Annotated in this window: 28 protein-coding genes; all 28 read right to left on the bottom strand. The window is 36.1% G+C overall.

Translation table 11 applies throughout. From position 1 onward, the window contains the following. The coding region (locus NC818_04080; protein MCM8783936.1) for a hypothetical protein at nucleotides 1–487 on the bottom strand (487 nt) is incomplete at its 3' end. 115 nt (nucleotides 488–602) lie between these two features. Next, complete coding sequence (locus NC818_04075) at nucleotides 603–1,091, bottom strand: hypothetical protein (protein ID MCM8783935.1); 489 nt, start codon at nucleotides 1,089–1,091, stop codon at nucleotides 603–605. A gap of 19 nt (nucleotides 1,092–1,110) precedes the next feature. Beyond that, nucleotides 1,111–1,554 (bottom strand): hypothetical protein, encoded by a 444-nt coding sequence (locus tag NC818_04070; GenBank protein MCM8783934.1) that lies wholly within the window; start codon nucleotides 1,552–1,554, stop codon nucleotides 1,111–1,113. Nucleotides 1,555–1,597: 43 nt separating this feature from the next. After that, a complete protein-coding gene (locus tag NC818_04065; protein MCM8783933.1) occupies nucleotides 1,598–2,635 on the bottom strand; it encodes a hypothetical protein in 1,038 nt (345 codons plus the stop codon). Nucleotides 2,636–2,647: 12 nt separating this feature from the next. Continuing rightward, nucleotides 2,648–4,210 (bottom strand): hypothetical protein, encoded by a 1,563-nt coding sequence (locus NC818_04060; protein MCM8783932.1) that lies wholly within the window; start codon nucleotides 4,208–4,210, stop codon nucleotides 2,648–2,650. Nucleotides 4,211–4,562: 352 nt separating this feature from the next. Further along, nucleotides 4,563–6,014: a class II fructose-bisphosphate aldolase gene (locus tag NC818_04055; protein MCM8783931.1), complete on the bottom strand. Its 1,452-nt coding sequence runs from the start codon at nucleotides 6,012–6,014 to the stop codon at nucleotides 4,563–4,565. Between the two features lie 73 nt (nucleotides 6,015–6,087). After that, nucleotides 6,088–6,969, bottom strand: a complete 882-nt coding sequence (locus tag NC818_04050) for a thiamine pyrophosphate-dependent enzyme (GenBank protein ID MCM8783930.1) — start codon at nucleotides 6,967–6,969, stop codon at nucleotides 6,088–6,090. A 39-nt stretch (nucleotides 6,970–7,008) separates the two neighbouring features. After that, nucleotides 7,009–8,175, bottom strand: a complete 1,167-nt coding sequence (porA, locus tag NC818_04045) for a pyruvate ferredoxin oxidoreductase (protein ID MCM8783929.1) — start codon at nucleotides 8,173–8,175, stop codon at nucleotides 7,009–7,011. 43 nt (nucleotides 8,176–8,218) lie between these two features. Next, nucleotides 8,219–8,473, bottom strand: a complete 255-nt coding sequence (locus NC818_04040) for a 4Fe-4S binding protein (protein ID MCM8783928.1) — start codon at nucleotides 8,471–8,473, stop codon at nucleotides 8,219–8,221. Between the two features lie 21 nt (nucleotides 8,474–8,494). Further along, nucleotides 8,495–9,049 (bottom strand): 2-oxoacid:acceptor oxidoreductase family protein, encoded by a 555-nt coding sequence (locus tag NC818_04035; GenBank protein ID MCM8783927.1) that lies wholly within the window; start codon nucleotides 9,047–9,049, stop codon nucleotides 8,495–8,497. 61 nt (nucleotides 9,050–9,110) lie between these two features. Further along, nucleotides 9,111–9,383 (bottom strand): TMEM165/GDT1 family protein, encoded by a 273-nt coding sequence (locus NC818_04030; protein ID MCM8783926.1) that lies wholly within the window; start codon nucleotides 9,381–9,383, stop codon nucleotides 9,111–9,113. Nucleotides 9,384–9,402: 19 nt separating this feature from the next. Then, a complete protein-coding gene (locus NC818_04025) occupies nucleotides 9,403–9,720 on the bottom strand; it encodes a hypothetical protein (GenBank protein ID MCM8783925.1) in 318 nt (105 codons plus the stop codon). A 3-nt stretch (nucleotides 9,721–9,723) separates the two neighbouring features. After that, nucleotides 9,724–10,008, bottom strand: a complete 285-nt coding sequence (locus NC818_04020) for a hypothetical protein (GenBank protein MCM8783924.1) — start codon at nucleotides 10,006–10,008, stop codon at nucleotides 9,724–9,726. 15 nt (nucleotides 10,009–10,023) lie between these two features. Next, entirely contained in the window at nucleotides 10,024–10,914 is an 891-nt protein-coding gene (locus tag NC818_04015; GenBank protein MCM8783923.1) for a transporter, read from the bottom strand. Between the two features lie 19 nt (nucleotides 10,915–10,933). Beyond that, nucleotides 10,934–11,296: a hypothetical protein gene (locus tag NC818_04010; GenBank protein ID MCM8783922.1), complete on the bottom strand. Its 363-nt coding sequence runs from the start codon at nucleotides 11,294–11,296 to the stop codon at nucleotides 10,934–10,936. A 15-nt stretch (nucleotides 11,297–11,311) separates the two neighbouring features. Further along, entirely contained in the window at nucleotides 11,312–11,728 is a 417-nt protein-coding gene (gene nikR, locus NC818_04005) for a nickel-responsive transcriptional regulator NikR (protein MCM8783921.1), read from the bottom strand. Between the two features lie 109 nt (nucleotides 11,729–11,837). Further along, a complete protein-coding gene (locus NC818_04000) occupies nucleotides 11,838–12,536 on the bottom strand; it encodes an NAD(P)H-hydrate epimerase (GenBank protein MCM8783920.1) in 699 nt (232 codons plus the stop codon). A 16-nt stretch (nucleotides 12,537–12,552) separates the two neighbouring features. Further along, nucleotides 12,553–13,692: a hypothetical protein gene (locus NC818_03995; GenBank protein MCM8783919.1), complete on the bottom strand. Its 1,140-nt coding sequence runs from the start codon at nucleotides 13,690–13,692 to the stop codon at nucleotides 12,553–12,555. A 19-nt stretch (nucleotides 13,693–13,711) separates the two neighbouring features. Further along, a complete protein-coding gene (locus NC818_03990) occupies nucleotides 13,712–14,317 on the bottom strand; it encodes a DNA-3-methyladenine glycosylase (protein ID MCM8783918.1) in 606 nt (201 codons plus the stop codon). A gap of 1 nt (nucleotide 14,318) precedes the next feature. Then, the gene (locus NC818_03985; protein MCM8783917.1) at nucleotides 14,319–16,034 is read right to left on the bottom strand and encodes a ferrous iron transporter B; all 1,716 of its coding nucleotides are present in this window, start codon (nucleotides 16,032–16,034) and stop codon (nucleotides 14,319–14,321) included. Then, nucleotides 16,031–16,261, bottom strand: a complete 231-nt coding sequence (locus tag NC818_03980) for a ferrous iron transport protein A (GenBank protein MCM8783916.1) — start codon at nucleotides 16,259–16,261, stop codon at nucleotides 16,031–16,033. Before NC818_03980 ends, NC818_03985 begins: the two co-directional genes overlap by 4 nt. 18 nt (nucleotides 16,262–16,279) lie before the next feature. Continuing rightward, a complete protein-coding gene (locus NC818_03975; protein MCM8783915.1) occupies nucleotides 16,280–17,155 on the bottom strand; it encodes a VIT1/CCC1 transporter family protein in 876 nt (291 codons plus the stop codon). A gap of 18 nt (nucleotides 17,156–17,173) precedes the next feature. Next, a complete protein-coding gene (locus tag NC818_03970; GenBank protein ID MCM8783914.1) occupies nucleotides 17,174–17,521 on the bottom strand; it encodes a hydrogenase maturation nickel metallochaperone HypA in 348 nt (115 codons plus the stop codon). A 12-nt stretch (nucleotides 17,522–17,533) separates the two neighbouring features. Further along, nucleotides 17,534–18,277 (bottom strand): ZIP family metal transporter, encoded by a 744-nt coding sequence (locus NC818_03965; GenBank protein ID MCM8783913.1) that lies wholly within the window; start codon nucleotides 18,275–18,277, stop codon nucleotides 17,534–17,536. Then, nucleotides 18,274–18,570, bottom strand: coding sequence for a hypothetical protein (locus tag NC818_03960; GenBank protein ID MCM8783912.1), 297 nt, complete (start codon nucleotides 18,568–18,570; stop codon nucleotides 18,274–18,276). Before NC818_03960 ends, NC818_03965 begins: the two co-directional genes overlap by 4 nt. Further along, the gene (gene hydG, locus NC818_03955; protein MCM8783911.1) at nucleotides 18,545–20,044 is read right to left on the bottom strand and encodes a [FeFe] hydrogenase H-cluster radical SAM maturase HydG; all 1,500 of its coding nucleotides are present in this window, start codon (nucleotides 20,042–20,044) and stop codon (nucleotides 18,545–18,547) included. The genes NC818_03960 and hydG overlap by 26 nt, the downstream gene beginning before the upstream one ends. A 169-nt stretch (nucleotides 20,045–20,213) precedes the next feature. Then, a complete protein-coding gene (locus tag NC818_03950) occupies nucleotides 20,214–21,854 on the bottom strand; it encodes a PKD domain-containing protein (protein ID MCM8783910.1) in 1,641 nt (546 codons plus the stop codon). A gap of 252 nt (nucleotides 21,855–22,106) precedes the next feature. Next, a complete protein-coding gene (gene polX, locus NC818_03945) occupies nucleotides 22,107–23,831 on the bottom strand; it encodes a DNA polymerase/3'-5' exonuclease PolX (GenBank protein MCM8783909.1) in 1,725 nt (574 codons plus the stop codon). Nucleotides 23,832–23,866 lie beyond the last annotated feature (35 nt).

Raw genomic sequence — 23,866 nt, 5'->3', positions numbered from 1 at the left:
CCTCATCTAAAATTTCAGGCTTTATCTTAAGCTTTAAAACCTTTCCTGCCTTTGCTTCATCAGGATTATAGGAGAAAGTAACCTTAACTGAATCTTTAATATTAAATCTTAAACCACTGAGCCTTGCCCCTAATCTAAACCTTAATGCTATCTGGGGTGGTGTAAGCGGAAGATATGGTGTCCACTGCACTTCGGGAGGAGATTCACCTCCATAATTCCAGACTATTGCCTCGCTGAAGTATGGCGTTATGGTCTTTACTGTTGCGGATGTCTGCTGGGCATAAGAAAGATTACTGATGAATAAAAATATCCCTGTCAGAATAAAAAATAATTTAGTCTTGGGTAAAGTCTCAATCTGAGCCACTAAATTTTCAAGATGTTTATGGTTATAAAGCAAGTTTAGTAATTTGTCAACTTGTTGTTTAAGCGTAAGTTGCCTATGGTTATAATGCCACACATATTCAGCCAGATAAAGCTTAATAAACATATCAAACCTACCTTTTTCTTACTCCTCTCTTTTAATAAAATAATTATTTCGTATAAAACATCTTCTAATAATTATATTAAAAAAATGGATTATCCTTTCTTATGTAAAGTCAGTTTTACTTCTTCAATCCTCCCGAAGAATCGAACGGGGGAGAAAGTTTTTGTATTCCTTGTGACTCTACTCCAAACTGGATAGTTGCGGGAAGCCAGGCAATATCATCGTCAATCATTATATAATTAGATTTAGAAACTAACCCTTTTCTAACCCAGGCAATATCATCATCAATCATCACATATTCAGTGCCTGAAGGAATACGCACCGCTTGGCTCTTCTGAACAATGAATCTACCCTGACTGCCTGAAATAGTCGGTCTGTGGGGTGGGTCAGGGTCCACAATGGCTATATGTCCAATACTTCCACTTTTAAGGTCAAAATTCTTTACCTCAATAATTTTTTTATCCGGCAGTAAAAATTTAAAATGACCGCTTCCCAATTTTTCCACTCTTGTTCCTTTGGGCAAAATAATAGTCTTGGTTTCGGCAAAGGCAGACACAGAATTTACCAAAAGCATCAAAACTAAAAAATATCCTAATCCTTTACTCATTTTTCACCATCCTTTCTCTTTAAAAAAACGGATTATCCTTCCTTATATAGAGGAGTTTAAGACCTTGGGGAGTGTTTTTAAAGGCAAGTTCAGCCGTTCCGCGAGATTTAGAAAATGCACCAGAGTTATCAATTGTTTTTTTAAACCAATGAATTTTTACTAAGACCTTATCCTTATCTATAAGGAAGGTATCTAAAATTAAATATAAATTTAAAAATTTTACTGAATAGAAATAATTTTCTAATTTAGAAATAAAACCTAAATAATTTTCAAAATCCTTATATATTAATTCCTTAAAACCCAAAATGTCTTCTCTCTCGTAAGCTGACTCTAATTGGGAAAGAATTGCCTCAACCAATGTCTTGTCTATTTTTTCGGAAAGGTTAACTTTTTGAGGTTGACTTGCCATTCCTAAAAGAAATAAGGCAATTAACAGTAAAGTTAATTCTTTTTTTATTCTCATTTTTGTTCCTTTTTAAAAGTTCCTTATGACAAAATCATTGTTTCTAATCCAAGGTTGTGGTATAAACATTATTATTCTCATTAGTTTCAGAAATAGTGTTTGAATCATCTACCACTACTTTTCCTGTAGGATTATTGCCAAAATTATTATAATAATCTTGGTGGCTAACTGTTGTCTGGGCGCCACTAGCAAGTGAAGAGATAGTAGTTGAATAAAACAAAACATTATTAGAGTAGATTTTAACAGAAATATTTGAAGCGCTTGTTGAACCATTATTTCTGATAACGGCGGTTACAATGGGTGGTAATGAGTCATCATTAGTAAGCGAAATGGGTTCCAAATCCGGCTGGGCCAGTAAAGCTGACCCAAATATCGTATTTCCCCGCATACCCGAAATTAACCAACTTGGTCCTTCTCTATCAAAGCGCATGGCAATCGTTTCCGAGTCAGAAAATGCAGTTCCGTCTCTATTATCATATTTTCTTTCCCAGTAGACATCCCAGATTGCGCCTTTAAAATCGCTGTCAAAGGTCTTACGGTCAATTCTATATCTTAACCTTATATTTTTATAATTATAAAAATCATTCTGAATTGCCTCTTTAAATTTTATCCTTTCAGGATAATCATAAGAAAATAAATCCATAAATCTATCAATATTTTCCTGCTCATAATAAATCTTCATCTTCTCTAAAACTTGTTCTACTTGCTCATCGGGCTTTTTCTTCTGATAGACTATTTTTACATATGGCTTATACGTCTGCATGCTTCCACTTTCTTCAGTCAAAATAAACTCTGGAATAATTTCTTCTTCGCTTAAAGGCCGATACTCAAAAATAAAATAATCTCCATCTTTTGTCATCTCCTTCCAGTTTCTTCCTTTATCAAAAGTAATTTCAACTTTTTTGAAATTATCTTTCCGCAAAGAAAAAACAATTTTACCTGCGATCAAATCATCAGAAAAAAGATTTAAAGTTTCTCCTTCCTCTACCTCTTTATTGTTCACTCTAAGATTTTGAGCATAAACAGAGGTGTTTAAAATAAAAATCAAGCAAAGACTTAAACAAAATATCTTTTTATTCATTTCCCTCCCTCCTTAAAAACTATGGCTAAGTTTACATTTAAGAATCTCTTCTGCATAATCATTATTTCCATCTACATAACTATATCCTTTATATTCATAACTCATATCAAAAGAAAGACTGTCTCTCAGTTTGCGTGATATAGCAAAATAGTAACGGTTTGTATTACTATCGGTATCATTCAGATAATAATTATTATCGCCCAAGGAAATCTTGGTATCAAAGGTAAGAGAAGATGGAAAGGTCGCTCTTAACCCTAGACTTGTCAGAAGAGACAAATCTGCTTCATTCGCCTCAATATAATAATCATGGCTAACATCTTCGCTGATATTCCAAGAGAATCGTACATCTTTAAGCATAAAATTCCCATCCAGACCCAACGAATAGGTATCAGTTTTTCTTTCCGACGATGGACTTACCTCATCGGTAACAATGGTTTTTGAATACCCAAATGAGGAGTAAAAAATTCTAAAATCGCGATTTATATTCAAGGTGTGGGTAAGAGTTTCGGAATTTGTAGCCTTATCAGTAGAAAATCTTTTGCGTAAATCTGAACCTAAATCTAAAGAAATGTCCCACGGTAAGCTGAAGGAAATTTTTCCTCCAGGATTTATCTGCTTGGTTGTAGTGGTCTTATTATCTGAAATATTATCTCTATCCAGATGCAAATAGTGCGTAAATTTTATTTTCCACGGCATAAACCATATCCCATCAAAATTTAAAGTCTCCAAATCTTGAGCAGAAAAACCACCGGTGGTATTGAAATGGTTCCCTAAGCGACTATATGTAGAAGTAAGAGAATAATTCTGGTGATTAAAATCAAGGGAAGTCTTCAAGGCATAGTCAGATTTTGTATCTATTTCGTCAACTCTTATATTCTCATCAGTAAAGCTTTCAGCTATTTCTGAGGTAAGAGTAAAATATTCATTGATAATATACTTAAAATCACTACTCAACACATTTACCAAAAGAGGTGAGCTTGTTGAACCAATGTAAGCTAAATCGTCTCTCGAACCTCCATAGTTAAAATTTAAAAACAATCTATTGTCAAGAAGATTGTTTTCTAAGCGTGCTCCCCATACATACTTCCGTGTTGCAGAATCATCCCAACGCTTTTCCCACAGATCCTCCCATTTTGAAAAATCCATTCCTCCCACTAAAGTAAGTCGTCTTGACTTTTCATCTCCAAAAACAATCTTTAGCCCTTTTAAGGCATTACCTAAAGAATATTCTGAGAAATTAGAATAGAAATCTCCTATTAAAAACTCCTTCGCTTCTCCTTTCAATCCCAAAAACATCCTCTCTATGCTAACATCTTGGACATCTACTAGACGGTCGTTGGTAGCACGATATTCAAAATTCCCAAAAAATTCATAATCTTTATACGGACTACTGAAGTCAATACTTCCCTCATAGAGGTAATCCGCATCATTTGCAGGATAGAAAGAACGTTCCTTATTATCTCTTACATGATAATAAACCCCTGTCAAATCCTGCCTCATATGTAACTCAGCAAAGCAGGGTAATACAAATAAAAACAAAAAACCTAAAGAAAAGATAAAAGTTCCTGTTTTCATCTTTCACCTTTCCTTTCTTTTTAGTAAAGTTTTATACACGAGGGTGATATTTAGTATTGTTGTTATTTGCAACCTTTTTTATTACATAACAGCTACTTATACTCCCTTATTCCTAATATAGATATAGGAAATTCAAATTCTCTGTAGCCGTCTTTCCTTTTTACATAAACAATATTTCTTTAAAAGCCGAGGTTTCCAAAATCATATTTTATATATACCTAAATTTATTTTTTTGTCAACTTTTTTTAACTCGGAGTTTTTAAGAATTTTGACTGATTAATCTTAACCACATAATATAAATGATACAAAAAATGTGTGTCTATTTCCAAGAACAAATGCCTGTAATCCCTGATTATTCACCACCTTCAAACTCATCATAAGTACGGTGGAGACTATCAGTTTTTGTGGCAGAGTTATGCTCTTTAATCATTACTATCTTCTTTGGACAAGAAAATTTCTTTACTTTGATAAATCTTTCCACTATTTCCTTTGTACCGGTAACACGCAACTCTTTAAAAAGAAATTCAAACTTATTTTCTATCTCTTTGCGAATTTCGGCACGGATATTTTCGGGTAAATTCAATAATTCTTTTTTAAAAGGTCCGAAGGCTTTTTTGCGTGTTTTGTAGTAAAACTGTTCATCGGTTTGTCCTTCTTCCCTTTCATTAGAAAGATTTTCTCTAATCCAAGCATAAATTTTCTCTCTTAACTCCGACGGAAAATATTTTGAGTCAAAAATCATATTCTGAAATTCTGTAGCCAAATGCACCTCTGCGGTTTCAGTTTCGGGAAATTTATGAAACGCTTCTTGAGGTAAAGTAGATGCTCCGTGTTGAACTGCACCGGCAAGTTTGTATTTATCGCGGGCTAATTGGGAAAGAGTTCTCAAAGTATCAAAATCAAGTTTTACCTTTGCCACCGTTCCATCAGGCAAAACCACTCCGCCGTGAGATGTTCCCGTCTGAACGCTTATTTTACTGATTCCTTTTAAATCTCCAATAAATTCAAGATAACCTTCCATAAAACCATCTAATTCTTCAGGCGTAGAATTTTTTCCTCCCACCTCTCCAATCTCAGCTCCAATAGAAATATCTAAACCCTTCGGTTGAATTTCACGCATAAAACGGGTCATTTCCCCTGCTAATTCAAAATTTAATCTCTGTTGTTCTTTGATTGTGGATTTAGACAAATCTACAAGGGTTGAACTATCAATATCGATATTGTAGAATCCATAATGCACCGCCTCAACAATTAATTCTTTTAACCCCTCTACTTCCTTGGAGGGATTCTCCTTGTATTTCTTAGCATTTATCTGAAAATGGTCTCCTTGAATAAAGATTGGGCCTTTATAGCCTTCTTTTATCGCCGCAGCAATACACACTCCCGCATACTCTCCAGGTCGCTGTTGGGTATAGCCAATTTCTGAACGGGCAATTTCAAAAATGAAAGCACCGGCGTTGGTCTTAATGGCGGTCCTTATCACTGCCCGTGCCAAATCATAAGTAAGTCCACGCAGGTTAATTGCGGGAACCGTAAAACCCTTTACCTTCCCTTTACCGCGCGCTTCATAGAGTTTCTGAATGGAAGAAGGATAAATTCCTAATTCCTGCGCTGTGAGCCAGATAATCTCAAACGCTCTGTCTCTTACTCCTTGCTCGCCACTCAAACAAAGAGTTTCTACCAAGTCATCAATAAATTTCTCTTTAATAAGGGCTGAATCTTTTATCTTAATCCTCTTCTCTCTACCTAACCTTATTGCCTCTTCTAAATTTAAATATAATTCCGATTCTTCTTGATACACCATCTTAGCCTCCTCTTTGTTTAAACAATTAAACTGATTTTTCGATATCTACTAATGAATTTTTGGCTGGGAATAATTACTTGACTAAAAGCCCATACCTTTCTATATTCCCATCTGCAATTTCCTGCACGCGGGCAAGTTCTGCTTTTGCCTCAGGCGAGAGTAAATGTTTAAATCTTCCCTGCAGTTTAAGATATTCTTCTACCGGCTTATGTTCTTTGAGTTTATAAACATTGATAAGTTTTCCAAATTCAAATTCTACCAATGGGAAAAGTCCGGTCTCCACTGCCAGCTTTGCTACCTCAAGCGTCAAATTTGGCTCATGCCTCCAGCCTAAAGGACAAGGACAGTGGATATGGAGAAATTTAGGACCTTTTAAAGATAAAGCCTTTTTGATTTTTCTCTGCAAATCTCTGGGGAAACCTACAGTGGCACTTGCTACATAGGAAATTCCATGTGCCGAAGCAATTTCTATCATATTTTTCTTCGGCCTAATATTACCTGAAGAAAATTTCCCCACGGGGCTGGTGGTAGTATTGGTATCCAAGGGAGTTAGCCCTGAACGCTGAATTCCCGTATTCATATAAGCCTCATTATCGTAGCAGATAGATAACACATTGTGTCCTCTCTCCCACATTCCTGAAAGTGCCTGAAGCCCAATGTCGGCAGTTCCTCCATCTCCTGCTTGGGCAATAACATTAATCTGGTCTTCTTTTTTTAAATATTTTAAGGCAGATTCAACTCCTGAGGCTACTGCCCCGGCATTTTCAAAGAGCGAATGAATAAAAGGAACCTCCCATGAAGAATCGGGATACCCCGTAGAAAAAACCTCTAAACAACCTGTATTATTCACAACAATCACATTGGGACCAGCAATATCTACTACCAGTCTTGCGGCCAGAGCCTGTCCGCAACCTCCACAAGCGGTGTGTCCGGGCGATAATAATGGTTTATACATTTTATTTTTAATTTACTTTGCCTTGCTTCGCTTTTTGTTTTAGCGTATTTCTACGTTTTTTAAATCAATAAATTCGCAATCGGTTTGCTTTCCAGAAAGTTTATCAAAGACTGTCTTAATTGAATTCTTGGTTATATCCCGGCCACCCAAACCCACAATGAATCCACTTATTTTGGGATTTTCACCTTTACCCTGAAATAAAGATTTTATCTCCGTATATAAAGGACCAAAACCGCCTAAAGAAATCGCCTTTTCCAAAACCGCTATTTCCTTAACCTTCTTTAAGGCTTGATAAATTTCCTCTTGAGGAAGAGGTCGATAAGTAATTATTTTAAGTAGCCCTACTTTCTCTCCCTTTTCTCGAATTTCATCAATTGTTTCCTTAATCGTTCCGCAAACCGAACCCATAGCAACAATTACTCTTTGGGCATCTTCTAAACAATACTTCTCGATTAATCCGCCGGTGTTTCTGCCAAAAGTCCTATGGAACTCATTGCTTATTTCAGGAATTATACTCAAAACATCTTCCATCGTCTTTTCAATTGCAAAACGTGTCTCCATATAGTAATCAGGACCTGCTAAAACACCTAAGGTTAGAGGATGAGTTGGGTCAAGTTTACGCTCCAGTTGATAAGGGGGTAAAAATTTATCTACCAATTCTTGTGCGGGAATATCCACTACTTCATAACCATGGGTAAGAATATAGCCGTCGATATTTATCATTACGGGAAGCAAAACTCTTTTATCTTCACTTAAACGGTATCCCTGAATATGGAGGTCTGCTGCTTCTTGAATGCTTTCTGCATAGAATTGAATCCAACCGGAATCCCTTACGGTAACAGAATCCTGATGGTCATTCCAGATATTTATGGGCGCAGAAACTGCACGATTAGCACAGGTAAGCACAAGAGGAAGTCTTAATCCTGCAATATTAAAAATAACCTCTGCCATTAACAGAAGCCCTTGAGAACTTGTAGAAGTATAAGCACGCACCCCGGTAGCCAAAGCCCCTAAACAACAGGAGGCAGCAGAATGCTCTGATTCTACATTCACAAATTCTACTTTTAACTCTCCGTCAGCAACCAGTTGTGCTAATCCTTCTACAATGTGCGTCTGGGGGGTAATGGGATAGGCAGAAATTACTCCCGGTCTACATAAAGCCACTACCTTCGCAATCGCCTGTGAACCTTCTAAGTATTCTTTCATTCTGCGTTATTTTGCTTAAAATCTAGCGTATTTTTTGCGGATTTTATTCCTCACTTACCATTATAATGTCCTGTTTAGGACAAATCACTGCACAAAGTCCACAACCTTTACAAAAATCATAATCACAATTAAAGGTATTTTTTTCTTCTCCGGTAATACAACCTTCAGGACAGATTATAAGGCAGTTCTTACAGGCAACGCAATTCTTCTGTAAGAATTTTGGCTTTTTCTCTATTCTCCAAGAACCGGTTTTATTATTTCTTGCTGAACCCGGTTTTGCAGTTAAGTGAATAATCATCTTAGGTCAATTTCGTATTTCTTATTTTTTTATATAATCGTATCCTCTCTTGGCTGTCTCTACATTTTGCTGGGCGACCTTTCCTGAAAACCGCTTATTGATTGCTTTAATTAAAGATTCAATTTTTACCAAATCTGTAACCGCACAAAAGGCACCCAGAATTGCAGTATTACCCAAAGGTCTTCCGATTATCTCTTGGGCAATTTTATTCGCAGGAATAAAAAATATTTTTTGACTTTTCTTTAATCCCGAGAGAGAAATTTCTGCTTCGCTATTAATCACCGCAACTCCTTCATCCTTAAACCCTTTAAAAACATCAAAACCTCTGATAAGAGTGGGGTCAATGATTAAAAGGTAATCTGGTTCATAAACCTGACTTCTTAACCGCACCGGTCTATCCGATACCCGCACAAAGGCATTCATGGGAGCACCCATCCTCGCTGCGCCAAAATGAGGAAAGGCATAGGAAAATTTATCTTCCTCAAATAAAGCATCCCCTAAAATGCTGGCGGTAGTAATTGCTCCCTGTCCTGCGCGCGCATGAATGCGAATTTCTTTAAGAAATTTTTTATCCATTTTGACAAAAAGAAGTTTATCTATTTTACTCTTCTTAGAACTTTTCGTCAAATCTTTTTTTTTACACCTTGCCCAACAACATAAAAATTCCAATAATAATAAATATAGAAGCAGAGACGAAACGAATGAAATTCTCTGGCAGGTATCTCCCTAAAAGATGTCCGAAGCAGACTGTAAAGAGAGTCACAATGGTATACGCAGATACCGAACCTAAGAAAACCAACCAGGGAGATTTTGTGCGGGAAACAAGACTTAATCCTGCAAGCTGTGTCTTATCACCCATTTCTGCAAAAAACACTGCAGAAAATATACTCAAAAAAATTTTAAATGGCATAATTATCGTATCCTTTCTTCTAAACTTCTGCCCATTTTACCTTTTTTGTTTTTTCAAGCCAATTTGCCACTCCTGCCATTATCAACCATAAAAATACTACCGCCAATGTCATTGGAACTCCTATCTTCAATATCTCAGGAAGAGCCTCGCCTATCCCGCGGGTTAAAAATGGAGGATAAAGCACAATCTCGCCATGAGCAATGTGTTCCACAACAAGCATTATCACCCCACCCCAAAGCATAGAAATTAACCAGTGGAAATGGTATTCTTTAGAAACTTTTTTCTTTACTGCAGTAGTTAATATGGCAGTTGCCATCGGAGCCAAAAAACAAGCCATCTTTCACCTCCTTTTTGAATTGGTAATTAAAACCGAAACCATCCAGATACCTAATACCGGAACAAGCATCGCTAATCCTAAAAATGTTCCGTTTTTGATTAATCCTTCGGTAGTTTTTTCTAAAAAAGGCCCTCCTTCGTAGCCCAAGATGTGGTCAATTAAAATCATCACCGTTGCTCCCCAAAGCATTAGTGCCAAAAAACCCAATTTAAATTTATATTTCTTAGGAAGGACAAGATTAAGTATCGTCACCCCTACCGCCGAAACTACCGTAGTTACTAACCACATTATATCACCCCCTTTTTAAAAAGTATACACAAAAGTAAGCACTAAAGAATCATTGACCTCTGTGTTTTTACCTATAAAAGTTCTTTGGTAACCAAAGAGCATTTGAAATTTCTCCGATGCCCAACCAATTCCTGAAGAAAACATAAGATATCTTATATCAGAAGCAGGAATCTTTTCTCCGTTTTCTCTTCTATCTTTTTGCATAACCCCATTTAGTTCAAACATAAGATTAAATCCTTTTGGTAATAAATACTCTATAGCAAAGTCCAGGTTTAAACCTTGGCCGTAAAGAGTTTTAATTCCTTCTATTTTTCTTTCTAAGGGATGAGTATAGATAGTATCAAAATGTACTATGAAAGGTTTTAAATTTTTAGTAGCGATTAATCCCATCCCTGGTTCATAAACTCCATTACCTAAAGCGTCGGTGCCAAGTTTATCTTCATCTAAATTTTTATATTTTGCCGTAGGAAGTTTAATCTGAAAAAGGCTGGTGACACAAGGGAACTTATCTTCTTCTTTTAAAAGATATCTTAGAAATAAATAGGTATCAGCCAAGCCATGAGCATGAGCTTTTAGGTCTTCTTGTTTTACATAGTTATGTTGATAAGTTAATTGGGCATCGATTTCTAAGCGCTCAGTTAAACCGTAATAAAGAAACAATTGTTCTTGAATTTGCCTCTTCTTTTCGCCTTCGGGAATAGAATGGTATTTACCATCGTCATCAAAAGAACCTCTTGCGGAGGTATAGAAGAAGAAGGGTTGAGCCACCAAAACACCTTTTCCACAGAGAGGAGCTGTCCAAGTAGTAAATGGCCCAGGGGAAATAACTTCTTCACCGTAAATAAAATTACTGAGAAATACCAATAATAATAAGAAACAGAAAACAACGAAATAATTTTTATACATTACACCCCCTTTCTATAATTTATTTATTTCTTCCTTTTATAGGTATCCCTTTCTTTCTCAACTCATCGGTTTTCTTTTTAGAACACTCCAAACATAAAAATTTTGGAGGGGCATTCCTCCGGTCATACCCAGGAGCAAAAACTAATCTCCAGAGGCTTGTCTCTTTTCCACAACTATCGCAGGTTCCTTTTTCTTTAAAATGCCACATCTCTACCGCTGCCGAAGTAAAAATAAATCTATCTACCCAGAAAAAGATTGAACCCCCAATTAAATTAGCCAAAACCGTCGCCCAAATACCCGGACCTAAATTCCTTACCACCAACCAGAGAATGGGTGTGCTTAACTGCCAGCGGATAAGATAGAGCATAAAACGCTTTAACACATCTCCTCCTTCTTTTTAAACAATCTCTTTCCCTGTGCTTGACATACTTAAAGTTCCGTGCTTTACTCCTTTTAATACTTTCAGATTATCAGCTAACTTTTTAACTTCTTGGGGCTTCCCCCTCACCGCAATTATTTCTAGACAATTATCTCCATCCAAGTGAATATGCTGGGTAGAAATAATCACTTTCTGAAATTCATGCTGGATATCGGTAAGCCTCTCCAAGAGTTCATCCTTATGATGGTTATAAATAAGGGTTATCGCTCCGGCGACTTCTTTTCCCTCAAGCCACTCTTTTTTAACCAAAACCTCTCTGATTAAATCTCCAATTGCCTTGGAGCGGTTAGAATAATTTTTCTCTCTGATGAGCCTATCAAATTTAATCAATAGCTCCTTCGGCAAAGAAACACCAAATCTAATTAATCTTTCCATCGTGTTACTTTTTTCGAAAAAATAACACAAAAATTCTTGCTTGTCAAGCAAAATGTAGCGGGATGTAGCCGAGTAAAATATTTGCTGATAAAGGTGGTAAAGGGGTGCTTTATTTCGTTTTGATTTGCGGAAAATTGCGTATTGAATCGCGGCGATAAAAATTTTCTCTGTTTTCAAAAGGAAAACCTAAATCTTTTACAATAATCCTACCGCAATATTTTGGTCCTTCATTTCTAAGCATTCCTTTCTTTTTTGCCAAAAAGGTAATTGTGCTATCTGCCCTTACACAACTACCCATAACTTTTCCTGTGTCTGCATCCAAACCTGAAGGAATATCTACGGAAATAACATAGGCTCCTGAAAAATTTATGGAATCGATAACCTCTTTAGAAATTCCTGCTATCTCTCCTTTTAGCCCTATCCCAAAGATGGCATCGATAATCAACTCATAATTTATAAATTTTATCTTCTTTAAGTTCACTTCATTTATCTCTACAACCTTCTCCCCCAAATTTAAAAAAATCTCTAAATTTATTTTTGCCTCATTTTTAACCTCTCCGGTTTTTCCCAATAAAAACACCTCCGGCTTTATTCCCCTGCATAAAAGATGCCTGGCAGAAACCAATCCATCTCCTCCGTTATTACCTTTACCGCAGAAAATAGCAATTTTTTTACTCTTTAATTTAATTACCTCCTCTGCGACAGAACGACCGGCATTCTCCATTAAAACCAAAGTAGAAATACCCAAATTTTTGCTTGCTTTTTCGTCTATCAACCTTGCTAATTTGACAGATAGTGTTGAACTCATAGTGTAAAATTAGGGGTTAGAATTCCCTTGACCATCTTCTGTAATCCCTCAATTTAAAATCCTTGCGTGTATCTGGAGATCGTGCCATCGCTAAATCTTTAATGCCGCAAAGAGGCCTGTTACAATTTAAGCAATTCCCTGAACAATCGTAAAGCACTTCAAAGTTTTTATCTTTTTTCACATATAAAGGAATATCTATCCCTTCGCAATTCTTTGAACTCATAAATTCTTGATTTAGTCCCTGTATTTTATTATCTTTTAATTCATATTCCATACACAAGGAAAAAGTAACCTTCTTTTTGTCACAAAATCCTCTTAAAAATTCAAATATTTTTCGGCGATAGTCTATCTTAGCATTTAGATAACCAATCTTCTCTTTATATAAAGAATTGTATTCTACAGAGATTCCAGAACCAAAGTGTTTTTTGATTTTATAGAAAACAAAATTTTTTATCCTTAAAGGAATATCTAAAATGCTTGCTACAATATGTCTTGCCCCGGCGTCAATCGCTCTTTCAATTACTTTAGAAAGCTCTTTTTTTTCATCAGTAATAAAAGGAAATATCGGGTCAATCCTACATACAGAAAATATCCCTTTTTTAGAAAGCCTCTTTAAGTTGTCAAATAACTCAATAGTATCTGCCCCACCGGGAGCAAGTATCTTTCTTAAGTTTTCCTTAGTCGTTAAGATAGAAATCTGCCCAAAGGAATGTTTCTGGGTCCTTATTAAATCAATGACTCTTTCGGGAACCTTACATTTGGTAATAAATTCTATAGGAATGTTTCTTTTAATAAATTCTTCAATTATTCTTTCTGAAAGATGATAAGTTTCTTCTAAAATCTGAAAGGGGTCGGTAACTGGAGAGAGGTAACCACAGCTGGCAATATTTAAAGCATCAAGTTGTCTTGAGATTAATTTATCAAAGTCTTTACAGACAAAAACTATATTTTTTTGATTAAATATCCCAAAATAACCAGGGAGCGCTCTGGCATAGCAATAGAAGCAACCTACCGAACAACCATTATAAGGATTAATCAACATTCGCTCAGCGGTACACTCCCTCTTGCCCCGATACCAACCATGAAGTTCCTTGTTGGTCTTAATTAAAACATGGGGAAAGGGTTGTCTAATTACTTTAAATTTTTTTGTAAACATAATAAATTCATATTCCCTCTTATCTTCTTGATAGAAATTCCGAATCTTTTATGATAAATCTCCATAACCAATTTTTAGAAATCCCGGCATAAGGGATATTTATTCTGGAAGTAGCAATAATTTTGTCTTTAGCCACTTTCTCTCCTTCAGCAAGATAAACTTTTCTACCCCTAATCAAGTCGTAACCATTTAAACTGCTATCTATCTTCAAAGCCCGACAGATTTTTCCCGGACCATTTAATAATTTTCTCACATCAAAACCTCTTCCCCTTTTCCTCAAATTTTTCAAGATAATCTCCCTCCCTTTAAGCGGTTCCAAAGCCCTTAACAAAATTCCCCCTGCATCTTTTTTAGTATGGCATACCACATTTAAGCAGAAGGTGTTGATATGCACAGGGTAAATATAGGCACAACCCACTTTGCCAAATAAAAGAGCTGTCCTTTTGGTATAACCAAATCTCCCCACATGGCACCCCAAATCATATCTTCCTCCGTAAGCTTCTGTTTCCACAATTTTAGTAATTATTTTCCCTTCTTTAGAATTTATTACCAAAAATTTTCCTAAAAGAAAAGGGGCAACTATTTTCGGATGACGCGAAAAGAAAGCTCTACTTAATCTCTCCATACTAATTAGGAAGGAAAAAATTCAAAATCGTACCTAAAAACAGAGCGGTAGAAAGCATAATGAGGGTTGCTTTTAAAGTATCCTTTATCCCCAACTCCCGCACTAAAACAAAAAACGTAGCAATACAGGGGAAATATACCGCCAGAACCGTTGAACTAATAACAAGTTCTTTTGTGGTAAGATTAAGAGGAGCAAGCATCCCCACCGCTACATCTTTTCTTAAAAAACCCACTAATAAAGCAGAAATAGTTTCTTTAGGAACACCCCATAAACCAATGAGAAGCGGAGAAAAAAGTTTTGCCAAAAATTCAATTATTTTGAATGCGTAGAGTAAATTAATGAAAAAAATTCCTAAAAGTACCAGTGGCACCGCTTCATGAATAAAAATAAAAATACGCATCCAAAGTTTTTTAACCACTGCTTTCGTCTGGGGTATTCTGTAGGGAGGGATTTCTAACAAGAGTTCCGGGCTTGTTCCTTTTAGAAATTTATTTAGGATTAGACCCTTAATTATCAAAAGCAAAAAAAGTATGGCAAAGATTAAAACCACATACTCGCCTCCCCTTTTTCCTACTAAACCTATGATCATGGCAATCTGCGCCATGCAGGGAACCGCAATCGCCATTAATGTGGCTGCAATAAACTTCTCGCGCCTTCCTTCCAAAAGTCTTATCGCTAATGCGCCAGGAACATTACAACCCAAACCTAAAATAAAAGAAACAATAGCATATCCGTGCAAACCGATACGGTGCATTAAGTTATCCACCAGTACTGCTAAACGTGGCAAATATCCAAAATCTTCCCAGAGGCCTAAAAGAAGATAAAAACTTAGAATGTAAGGAAGGACCATGGCTAAAGGAACGTAAAGAGCCGTAGTTAAAACTCCCAGAGAACTACCAAAACTGATTTTCCCCTCCACAAGATTACCAATAAGAACAGTGTGTAAAAAATTACCCTCTTTTAAAAAGATACTTAGTTTATTCATCAAAGGAAGCCAAAAATTCTGAAAAATAGGGTCAAATAAATATCTAATAAGTCCTTCACTTAAAAAGCGAATTATCCAAAAAGTAACATAGATAACCCCAAAAGAAAGAGGAATGCCGGTTAATGGTTTAATACTAAAATCTTCTAAATTATCCAAGAAACTATGGTGGCGATGAGTTATTTTCTGTACCGAAGAAATAATCTTACCCACTGTTTCCCATCTTTCTTTATCGGAAGAAAATTTAAATTTGGGAATTTTTGCTTCAGAAACACGGCTAATTAATTTTTTAATTCCCTCCCCAGTTAAACCACAAGTAGGCACCACCGGAACGCCAAGCATCTCTTCCAATCTACTTATATCAATCTCAATCCCTCTGTGCTTTGTATCATCCCACATATTTAAAGCTACAACGATGGGAATTTCTCTTTCTAAAAGTTGCAATGTAAGATAGAGGTTGCGTTCTAAATTAGTAGCATCTACAACATTAATGACTGTGTCTCCTCCTTTAAGCATCTCTACCGCTATCTCCTCTGCTTTAGAAGTAGGCTCAAGGGTATATGTCCCCGGCGCATCAATAACCATAAAAATCTCCTCCCCCACCTTCATTTTCCCTTGGGTAAATTCTACGGTTGTTCCTGGATAATTAGAAATAACTACCCTTGCGCCTGTAAGACGGGAAAAAATTGCAGACTTACCAACATTGGGATTTCCCATGAGGAGTATTTTCTTCATTTGACTTCTACCAAAATCTTTTTTGCCATACCAAAGCCGATGGCAAATTGACAGTTATCTATTTCGATTGTCTGTGGCCCTCTTAAGAATTGGGAACTTATTTTCTTTATCTTCTTACCTTCTCGTATTCCTAAAGACTCTATCCTTCTCACAAAACCTATACCTCCTCGAAATTCTTTTATAATCCCTAATTCACCCTCTTCCATCTGTGTCAAATCTTTTAACATAATTATCCCTTTCTTTTTTTATGCTTCTATGCCAAAAACACCTCTGATAAATAAACCAATACCAAAATTAATCAGACTAACTCCCAAACTTATTCCTGCCATCTCGAAAAATCTTTTTCTGAAATTAAGACCCCTGGAAACGGAAATATAGAAAGTAAAGATAAGAATTAACATAATGGCATTTACAATCACTAAACTCAGACTGAAAAAGATATTTTTGAAAATAAAATAGGGTAGTACTAAAAGCACAACTGTTCCCACATAGGCAATGCCCGTATATAAACTTGCCTTAAGAGGATTTTTCTCTGAATTCTCTTCCTTAGTAGAGAGAAACTCTGAAGAAGCCATGGATAAAGAAGCGGCAATCCCTGTAATTAAACCGACAATCCCCACCAACTTTGTCTTTTGAAGCGCCAGCGTGAACCCTACTAAAGCCCCACTTAATTCAACCAGTGCATCGTTAAGACCCAAGACCATAGAACTGACATACTTAAGTCGCTCTTCATCAATTAAACTGATGAGTTCGTGTTCATGATTTGTTTCATCGGAAATTACTTTTTCTATCTTAGAAGACAAATTCTTAATCTCACTGTAATTACCCTGGGTAATATCCTCTCCTCTTTCCATAAGCCTCAGACCAAAATTTAGACCGAAAAACCGAGAGACAAAAACGTAAAAGAAAATCTTAAAATAACTTGGTTTAACCTCACTGTGCGTCGTTTCTTTAAAAATCTCATAATGGCAAAACTCCTCATCCGCAATTCTCTTGAGAATTTCCGCATGTTGAGTATTTTTCACAAGAGAGGAAAGTTTTTTGTATACTATATGGTCAGTGAGTTCGTTCTTTTGGTAGTTTAGAATCTTTTTCCTTAAATCTAAAGACAAGTGTTCCATCTATCTCCTTCTAACAAATTATTCTTCATGTAACTCAATGGATTCTATGTAAAATTCCTTGTCTACATTTAATTCTAAATTGTCGCTACCACACTTCTGACAATTTAATCCTTTGCGGGTTATAGAGGAAATATTTTTACACTTCTTGCATTTAGCCAAAATTTCTAAAGGCATAATCACTATCTTTGTCCCTTTAAATTCAGTATCACTTATTAAATTGTTAAAAGCCTCTGCTAAATTTTCTGGACTAACATGGCTAAAAGGACTCAATTTCACATTTACCACAATTTTTTTTCGCACTGATTCCTGAGTTAAAACTCTTTTTAAGAATGCTAATATTTCGTTGGCAAAAACCGTCTCGTGCACAAAATTTCCTTTCTAATGGGAAACAACTCTCAGTCCCCACATAAGAAATATTCCTAAAATGAAAAAGAGCATAGAGAAATTTGCTTCTTTTATATCGGGTTGTCTATGCAATTCGGGTATTAAGTCACAGGAAGCAATATAGATAAAACCTCCTGCCGCAATGGGCAAAAGAAATTGGGAAAAATTACTTATCTGAGCAGCAAATAAAAAGCCCAATGCTGTCCCTAAAACTGCACTCAAAGCGGAGATAAAATTAAGAATAAGCGCTTTAGTGCGACTAAATCCCCCAAAAATCAGAACCCCAAAATCACCCAATTCTTGAGGAATTTCATGCAAAATTATGGCTAAAGTAGTAACAAATCCTAATTTCAAATCGGTGAAAAAACTCACTCCCAGAACCAAACCGTCCCCAAGATTATGAATCCCATCGCCCAACAGATTTAAATAGGTAAAGGGGTGATTTTCGCATTTTCCTCCTTTATGGCAATGGCGCCAGCGAAAGTATCTTTCTAAAATGAAAAAGATAATAAAACCCAAAATCACATTTAAAAATACGAAATTGGCTTCTTTTGTTTCTTCCAGAGCCTCGGGTAAAAGATGGAGGAAACTTCCACCAATAAGCCCTCCTGCGGAAAAGCCTACTAAAATCAATAAAGCTTTATTTAATAATTTTTCCTTAACCAAAAGCCCAAAGATTCCAATAAAAGCAATTAGACTTACCAGAATACTTGCCCCCAGTGCCCAGAAAAAATTCATGATTCTCCCTCCTGGTTTATCTTCTCCTTAATCAAACTAATAAAACTCTCTTTCTTTTCTTTAGTGACCTTTCCCCAATCATTAATCACCATTCCTAATGTTTCTGTGATTTGAATCTTTTCGGTTGAATAATCAAAAAACTCTCTTTCACCTGTAAGATAAGACCATCGCTTACCTAAGATTTCTGCAAACCAGAGCCTAACTTTGAAATCTTTCTTGGTGATATTAACCAATTTATTAAGATAAGCGAGGTATTCTTTTCTTTTTCTAAAAATAGATGTCCCTTTCTCCATTTTTTATTCTCTCGTAATATTCTAACAATTTAGGATATGCAGAAGGAATTTGTCTTTTTACCTCTTCCATCTCCCCTAAAATTACTTTCTCCGCAACAGTTTTTGTTTCTTCAGAAGCAAAATCATCTAACCACTCCCGAAAAGTAAGAATAGCATTAAGCTTGCAGAACTTTGCCTCTTTGCCTGACTTTAGAAGTTCCATAATGCACTCGCCTGTTCTACCGCAACGATATCCGGCAGTGCAAAAGGAAGTTATATAACCCATCTGCGCAAAGTCTCTAATCACTTCATCAAGACTGCGTGTATCTCCCAAAAGAAACTGTTGCCTTTCTGCTTCCTGTTCGTTGTATCTATCACTATAAGCACCAATACCAATCTTTGTAGAAGCGTCGGTCTGGGTACAACCAACTTTAAACATCTCCCGGCGAATTTCTTTTGGCTCACGGGCAGTGATAATCATCCCCGTGTAAGGAATAGCTAATCTTATCACCGCAATCAATTTCTTAAAAACACCATCCGAAACTTTATATTTTGTTTCTTGAACAAAAGGAGTATTAAAAGCAGGCTCAAGACGAGGAAAGGAAATTGTATGTGGTCCGATACCAAATTTTTTCTCCAATTCTCGTGTATGATAAAGAAGTCCCATAACCTCAAATCTCCAATCGTAAAGACCAAATAAAACACCGATTCCCACATCATCAATTCCTGCTTCCAGTGCTCTATGCATACAGTAAAGCCGCCATTGATAATTTGACTTTATAGTATCTTGAGGATGCACTCTCTTATAGGTCTCATGGTGATAAGTTTCCTGAAATACCTGATAAGTGCCAATACCTACTTCTTTTAATTTTCTTAGGTCTTCTATTGCCATAGGTGAAGCATTTACATTCACCCGCCTTATTGAACTGTAACCATTCTTTGTATTTACTTGAACTCCGTAAATAATCTTTATGGTATCTACAATGTAATCCACATCTGTGGAGGGATGTTCTCCGTAAACAACGATAAGGCGTTTATGTCCAACTTCTCCTGTCAAAACCTCTACCTCTCTCTTTATCTCTTCCAAAGAAAGTTTTTTTCTTTTAACTGAATTATTTTCGCTTCTAAAAGCGCAGTATAAACAATTATTTACACAATAACTTGAACAATAGAGAGGAGCAAAAGTAACGATGCGGTTATCATAAACTTTCTTTTTTACTACAGATGCCGTTTCAAATATTTCTTCCCATAAAGCCTCATCTTTTACATTCAAAAGAGAAGCAGTTTCATCGGGTTCTAAGGTCTGAATAGAAAGCGATTTCTTTAGAATTTCTCTGATGTGTGATGGTGAAGGACAAACGTTCTTACGCAGTTTCCCCCAAATTTCCTCATCATTAATAAAATCCTGTTCACCATCCAGATAGCGAACGATTTCTTCTTCTTTAATAACTTCTTTCATCCAGTCTTTTAAACTATAATTATAAACTGTGCTCATTTTAAAATAATAAAAGAATAGGTGTTTTATTTTAACATAATTTTCTCCTTTAAGCAAAAAACTTTCAGGAAGAAAATGGTTATTGCATGCTCCTACTATAAATATTAATTATAACTGCACAGGTAATATAAAATCTGGCTATTCGGTAAGAGTATTTTTTGAAAAATAGTTATCTAAAAACTATGTCTATAGCTTTTTGGACATAGTAATTGCGCATAAAGTATTCCCAAATAAGACCCGAAAAGGCATTCTCTATCATTAACACGGGGGTTAAAACATCCATTCCCACAATAAAAGAAGAGTTTTGTTGAGGTCTGCCTTCTTTATCTAAACTATTTGCATCTAAAGACTCCACTATAAATCCTTCGTGATTATAAATGTTTTTCTCCATAAAATCCCAAGCTAAAAAGGCAGGGTTATTCTTGAGGTCATCTTCCAAATCAAAGAAAGGAATACAGGCAATAGTAATAAAAGGAGCTATGGGCCAAACTTCATTTTTTTTATTACCGTAACGCAAACCCTCTCCAGATAATCCTCCTCCTACATCTGAGCGATATTCCCACTCATCCCAGCGAGGACGGCTTTTTGACCAGCAGGCGGTTAAACCCCAGACATTTTCCGGATATCCTTCATCGCGACAGTAATTGATGTCTGCCTCAATTGCCCGTTTTGTATTTTCCCACCAATCTACGCGGTAAAACCTATCCGGACCCAATCTCTTAAAATCAAGAAAGATATGCGCATAAAGATAAGTAAACAAAGCCCCCCACCAAGAATAAACATATTTCTCTCCCAAATTGTACTTACCAAAATTAACCCTGAATCCTGAGAAAGCGTCTTCAGGGAAAACCCGATATTCAGGATTAGGCGCACCTACGGCTAAGAGTGCAATTAATAATATTTCGTCGGTATAAAAATCCCACCACCCAAAGAAATTCCCATTTTTCCAAGCCATACGGAACTGCCTCCGCGCAGGTTCAAAGAATCTCTTCCAGTTAATTTTAGAATAAAACTCTTCCGCCCTATCACGAATCGCACCTCCAAAGTATTCTCCAGAGGTAAGCATTCCTGATAAAAGTAAAGCGGTATCAATAGTAGAAACTTCCACATCGGGTTTATGATAAAATTTCTCTTTCACCTGGTCCCAGAGATAGAAATGATACAAAAATCCTGAAAAATTCGTTTCAGGATTATTTTGCAATTCTAAACAGCGTTTAATGGTTGCTAAAGCAAAATCTTGCGCTTTATCTCTTGAGATTAAACCGTGCTCTACAGCAATACACAATCCTGCGAGGGCAAAACCTGTCCCGGCAATATCTATTTCTCCCCTTACATACGGTCCCGAGCGATATAAATCTTTAAGCCGAAACTGTTCTTTATATACAAAAGAGAGTTGCTTTTCTTGAAACTCTACAATTCTTTTTTTGTTAATATTTTCTCCAACCGCTTTGACCTTAATTCTAAGAGGAGAAGAAACCGTGGTTAAACCTCTGTTGTCGGTAACCATTAATTGCACAAAATATTCTGCCGGTGGATGATTAAATAGGTGTTTGGGGTTGGCTTCTGCGGAATGGGTTCCATCCCCAAATGTCCAATAATAGGAAATCTCGTCTCCTTCGGGGTCTGAAGTCCCTTCGCTAGAAAACTGGACTTCTAACGGGCCAAGGCCTTCTTTAGGTTGACAGGAAATTTTAACTACGGGAGGAAGGTTAATTTCTTCTGCAAATAATGGAAAAAAACTAGAAAAGAATAATATTAATAATGTTAACCCTACTCTCAAAAACCTTTTTAACCTCAATATTCTAAACATCGGTTCTCTTTTTTTATAATGAGCAAATATCATACCAAAAAATTATAAAATAAATCAAAAATACAATTCATTTAAGATACTTAATAATATAAACTTATAACTACCTATCCTAAAAACGGAATTATAAAATTCCTTGATAAAAGAAAAAAGGGAGTAACTTTTTCTACTTTAATAAATTGAAATACATAAATATCTATCAAAAAATAACTTGTTTTTGTAAACTTTAGTTACACCCCGTAACTTTTCTTATCTTTACCTTAGACTCTTTAATTTCTTAAACAGTTCTTTCAAAGGAAGGCTATTAAGAACGTCTTTTTTCTCCAACCAAGCTCTTCTAGCTACCGCCACACCTAACCGCATATAATCCCATTGACTTAAACTGTGTGAATCCGTACCAATAGCCAAAATAATCCCATTATTCTTTGCAGCGCGAGCGTTAACATCGGTAAGGTCAAGTCTTTGCGGATAAGAGTTTATTTCTAAGCAAACTCCTTTTTCCTTAGCCACTTTAAAAATAGTCTGATAATCCAATTCATAAGCTTCTCTTTCTCCCAAGAGTCTACCAGAAGGATGGGCAAGTATATTAACCAAACCTGTCTCAAAAGCCTTAATTACTCTTTTAGTTAATTCCTCTTTTGATTGTTTAAACCCTGTGTGTAAAGCAGCAACTACTACATCTAACTTCTCTAAAACCTTTTTATCTAAATCTAAACTCCCGTCTTTGCGAATATCCACTTCTGTTCCGCAGAGGAGACGAAAGTTTCTTAATTTCTGATTTATTTTTTTTATTTCTTCGATTTGCCTCAATAATCTCTCTTCATCTAACCCCCGTGCAATTCCTAAACTCTGGGAATGGTCGGTTATCGCAATATATTCATAGCCTCTTCTTATCCCTTCTTTAGCAAGCTCTTCCAAAGAATGCATTCCGTCAGACCAGTCAGAATGAAGATGCAAATCGCCTTTTATATCTTCTAACTCTAAAAGTTGGGGAAGTTTTCTTGATTGTGCTGCTTCTATTTCACCTAAATCTTCGCGCAGTTCAGGGGGGATATAACTAAGGCCTAAAATCTTGTATATTTCTTCTTCCTCTTTATTTTTCGCTAAATTCTTATTTGTCTTCTCCTCAAAAACTCCATATTCACTTACCTTTAATCCCATCTTCTGCGCCAAAGTGCGTAAATGAATATTATGCTGTTTTGAGCCGGTAAAATATAAAAGACAAGAACTAAAGCTCTCTGGCTCAACCACACGCAGGTCCACTTGAATACCTTCGTAAGTCAAAATGCTCGATTTAGTTGTTCCTTTGGCCAAAACTTCTTTTACCTGCTTAAGTTTTACAAAATATTCCATTACTTTTTCTGAATGAGTAGAAGTAACCAAAATATCAATATCGCGAACTGTTTCTTTCATCCTACGAAGACTTCCAGCGTAAGTAATACGTTTCACCTCTTTTAGATTCTTCAATTCTGAAATGATTAATTCCGCTAAGGGCAAAGCAGTTCCCAAGAGCATTCTCTCTCTTCCCTTCTTTAAAAGTTTTATGCCTTTTAAAATATTTTCTTCAGTTTTGTCCTTTAGTCCCGGAAGTCCACTTAATTTGTGCTCCCTTGCAAGCTTTTCTAATTCTTCTATGGATTTAACCCCTATCTTTTCATAAAGCATCTTGGCAGTCTTGGGGCCTACACCGGGAATTTCCAACATCCTAAATACACCTTCAGGAATACTCTTACACAATTCTTCAAAACTGGAAATCTTTCCTTTATTAAGAAATTCTTTTATCTTCTCTGCAAGGTCTTTCCCTATTCCAGGAATTTCTTGAAGACGGTTATCGCGTGCAAGTTTATCGATATCTTCGGTAAGGCTTTCTAAACTCTGGGCCGCCTTTCGATAGGCGCGTATTTTAAAGGGATTATCCTCCTTTATCTCCAAGATATCAGCATACTTACTAAAGATTTGAGCAATTTGAAAGTTCTTCATTATTTCTTACTAATATTATACTAAAAAGACCTAAA

The sequence above is a fragment of the Candidatus Omnitrophota bacterium genome (genome assembly GCA_023819145.1).
Taxonomy (GTDB): Bacteria; Omnitrophota; Gorgyraeia; order DTHP01; family DTHP01; genus JBFWKV01.
The sequence above is the reverse complement of the archived record's forward strand: the minus strand, read 5'-3'. Positions and strand labels throughout refer to the sequence as shown.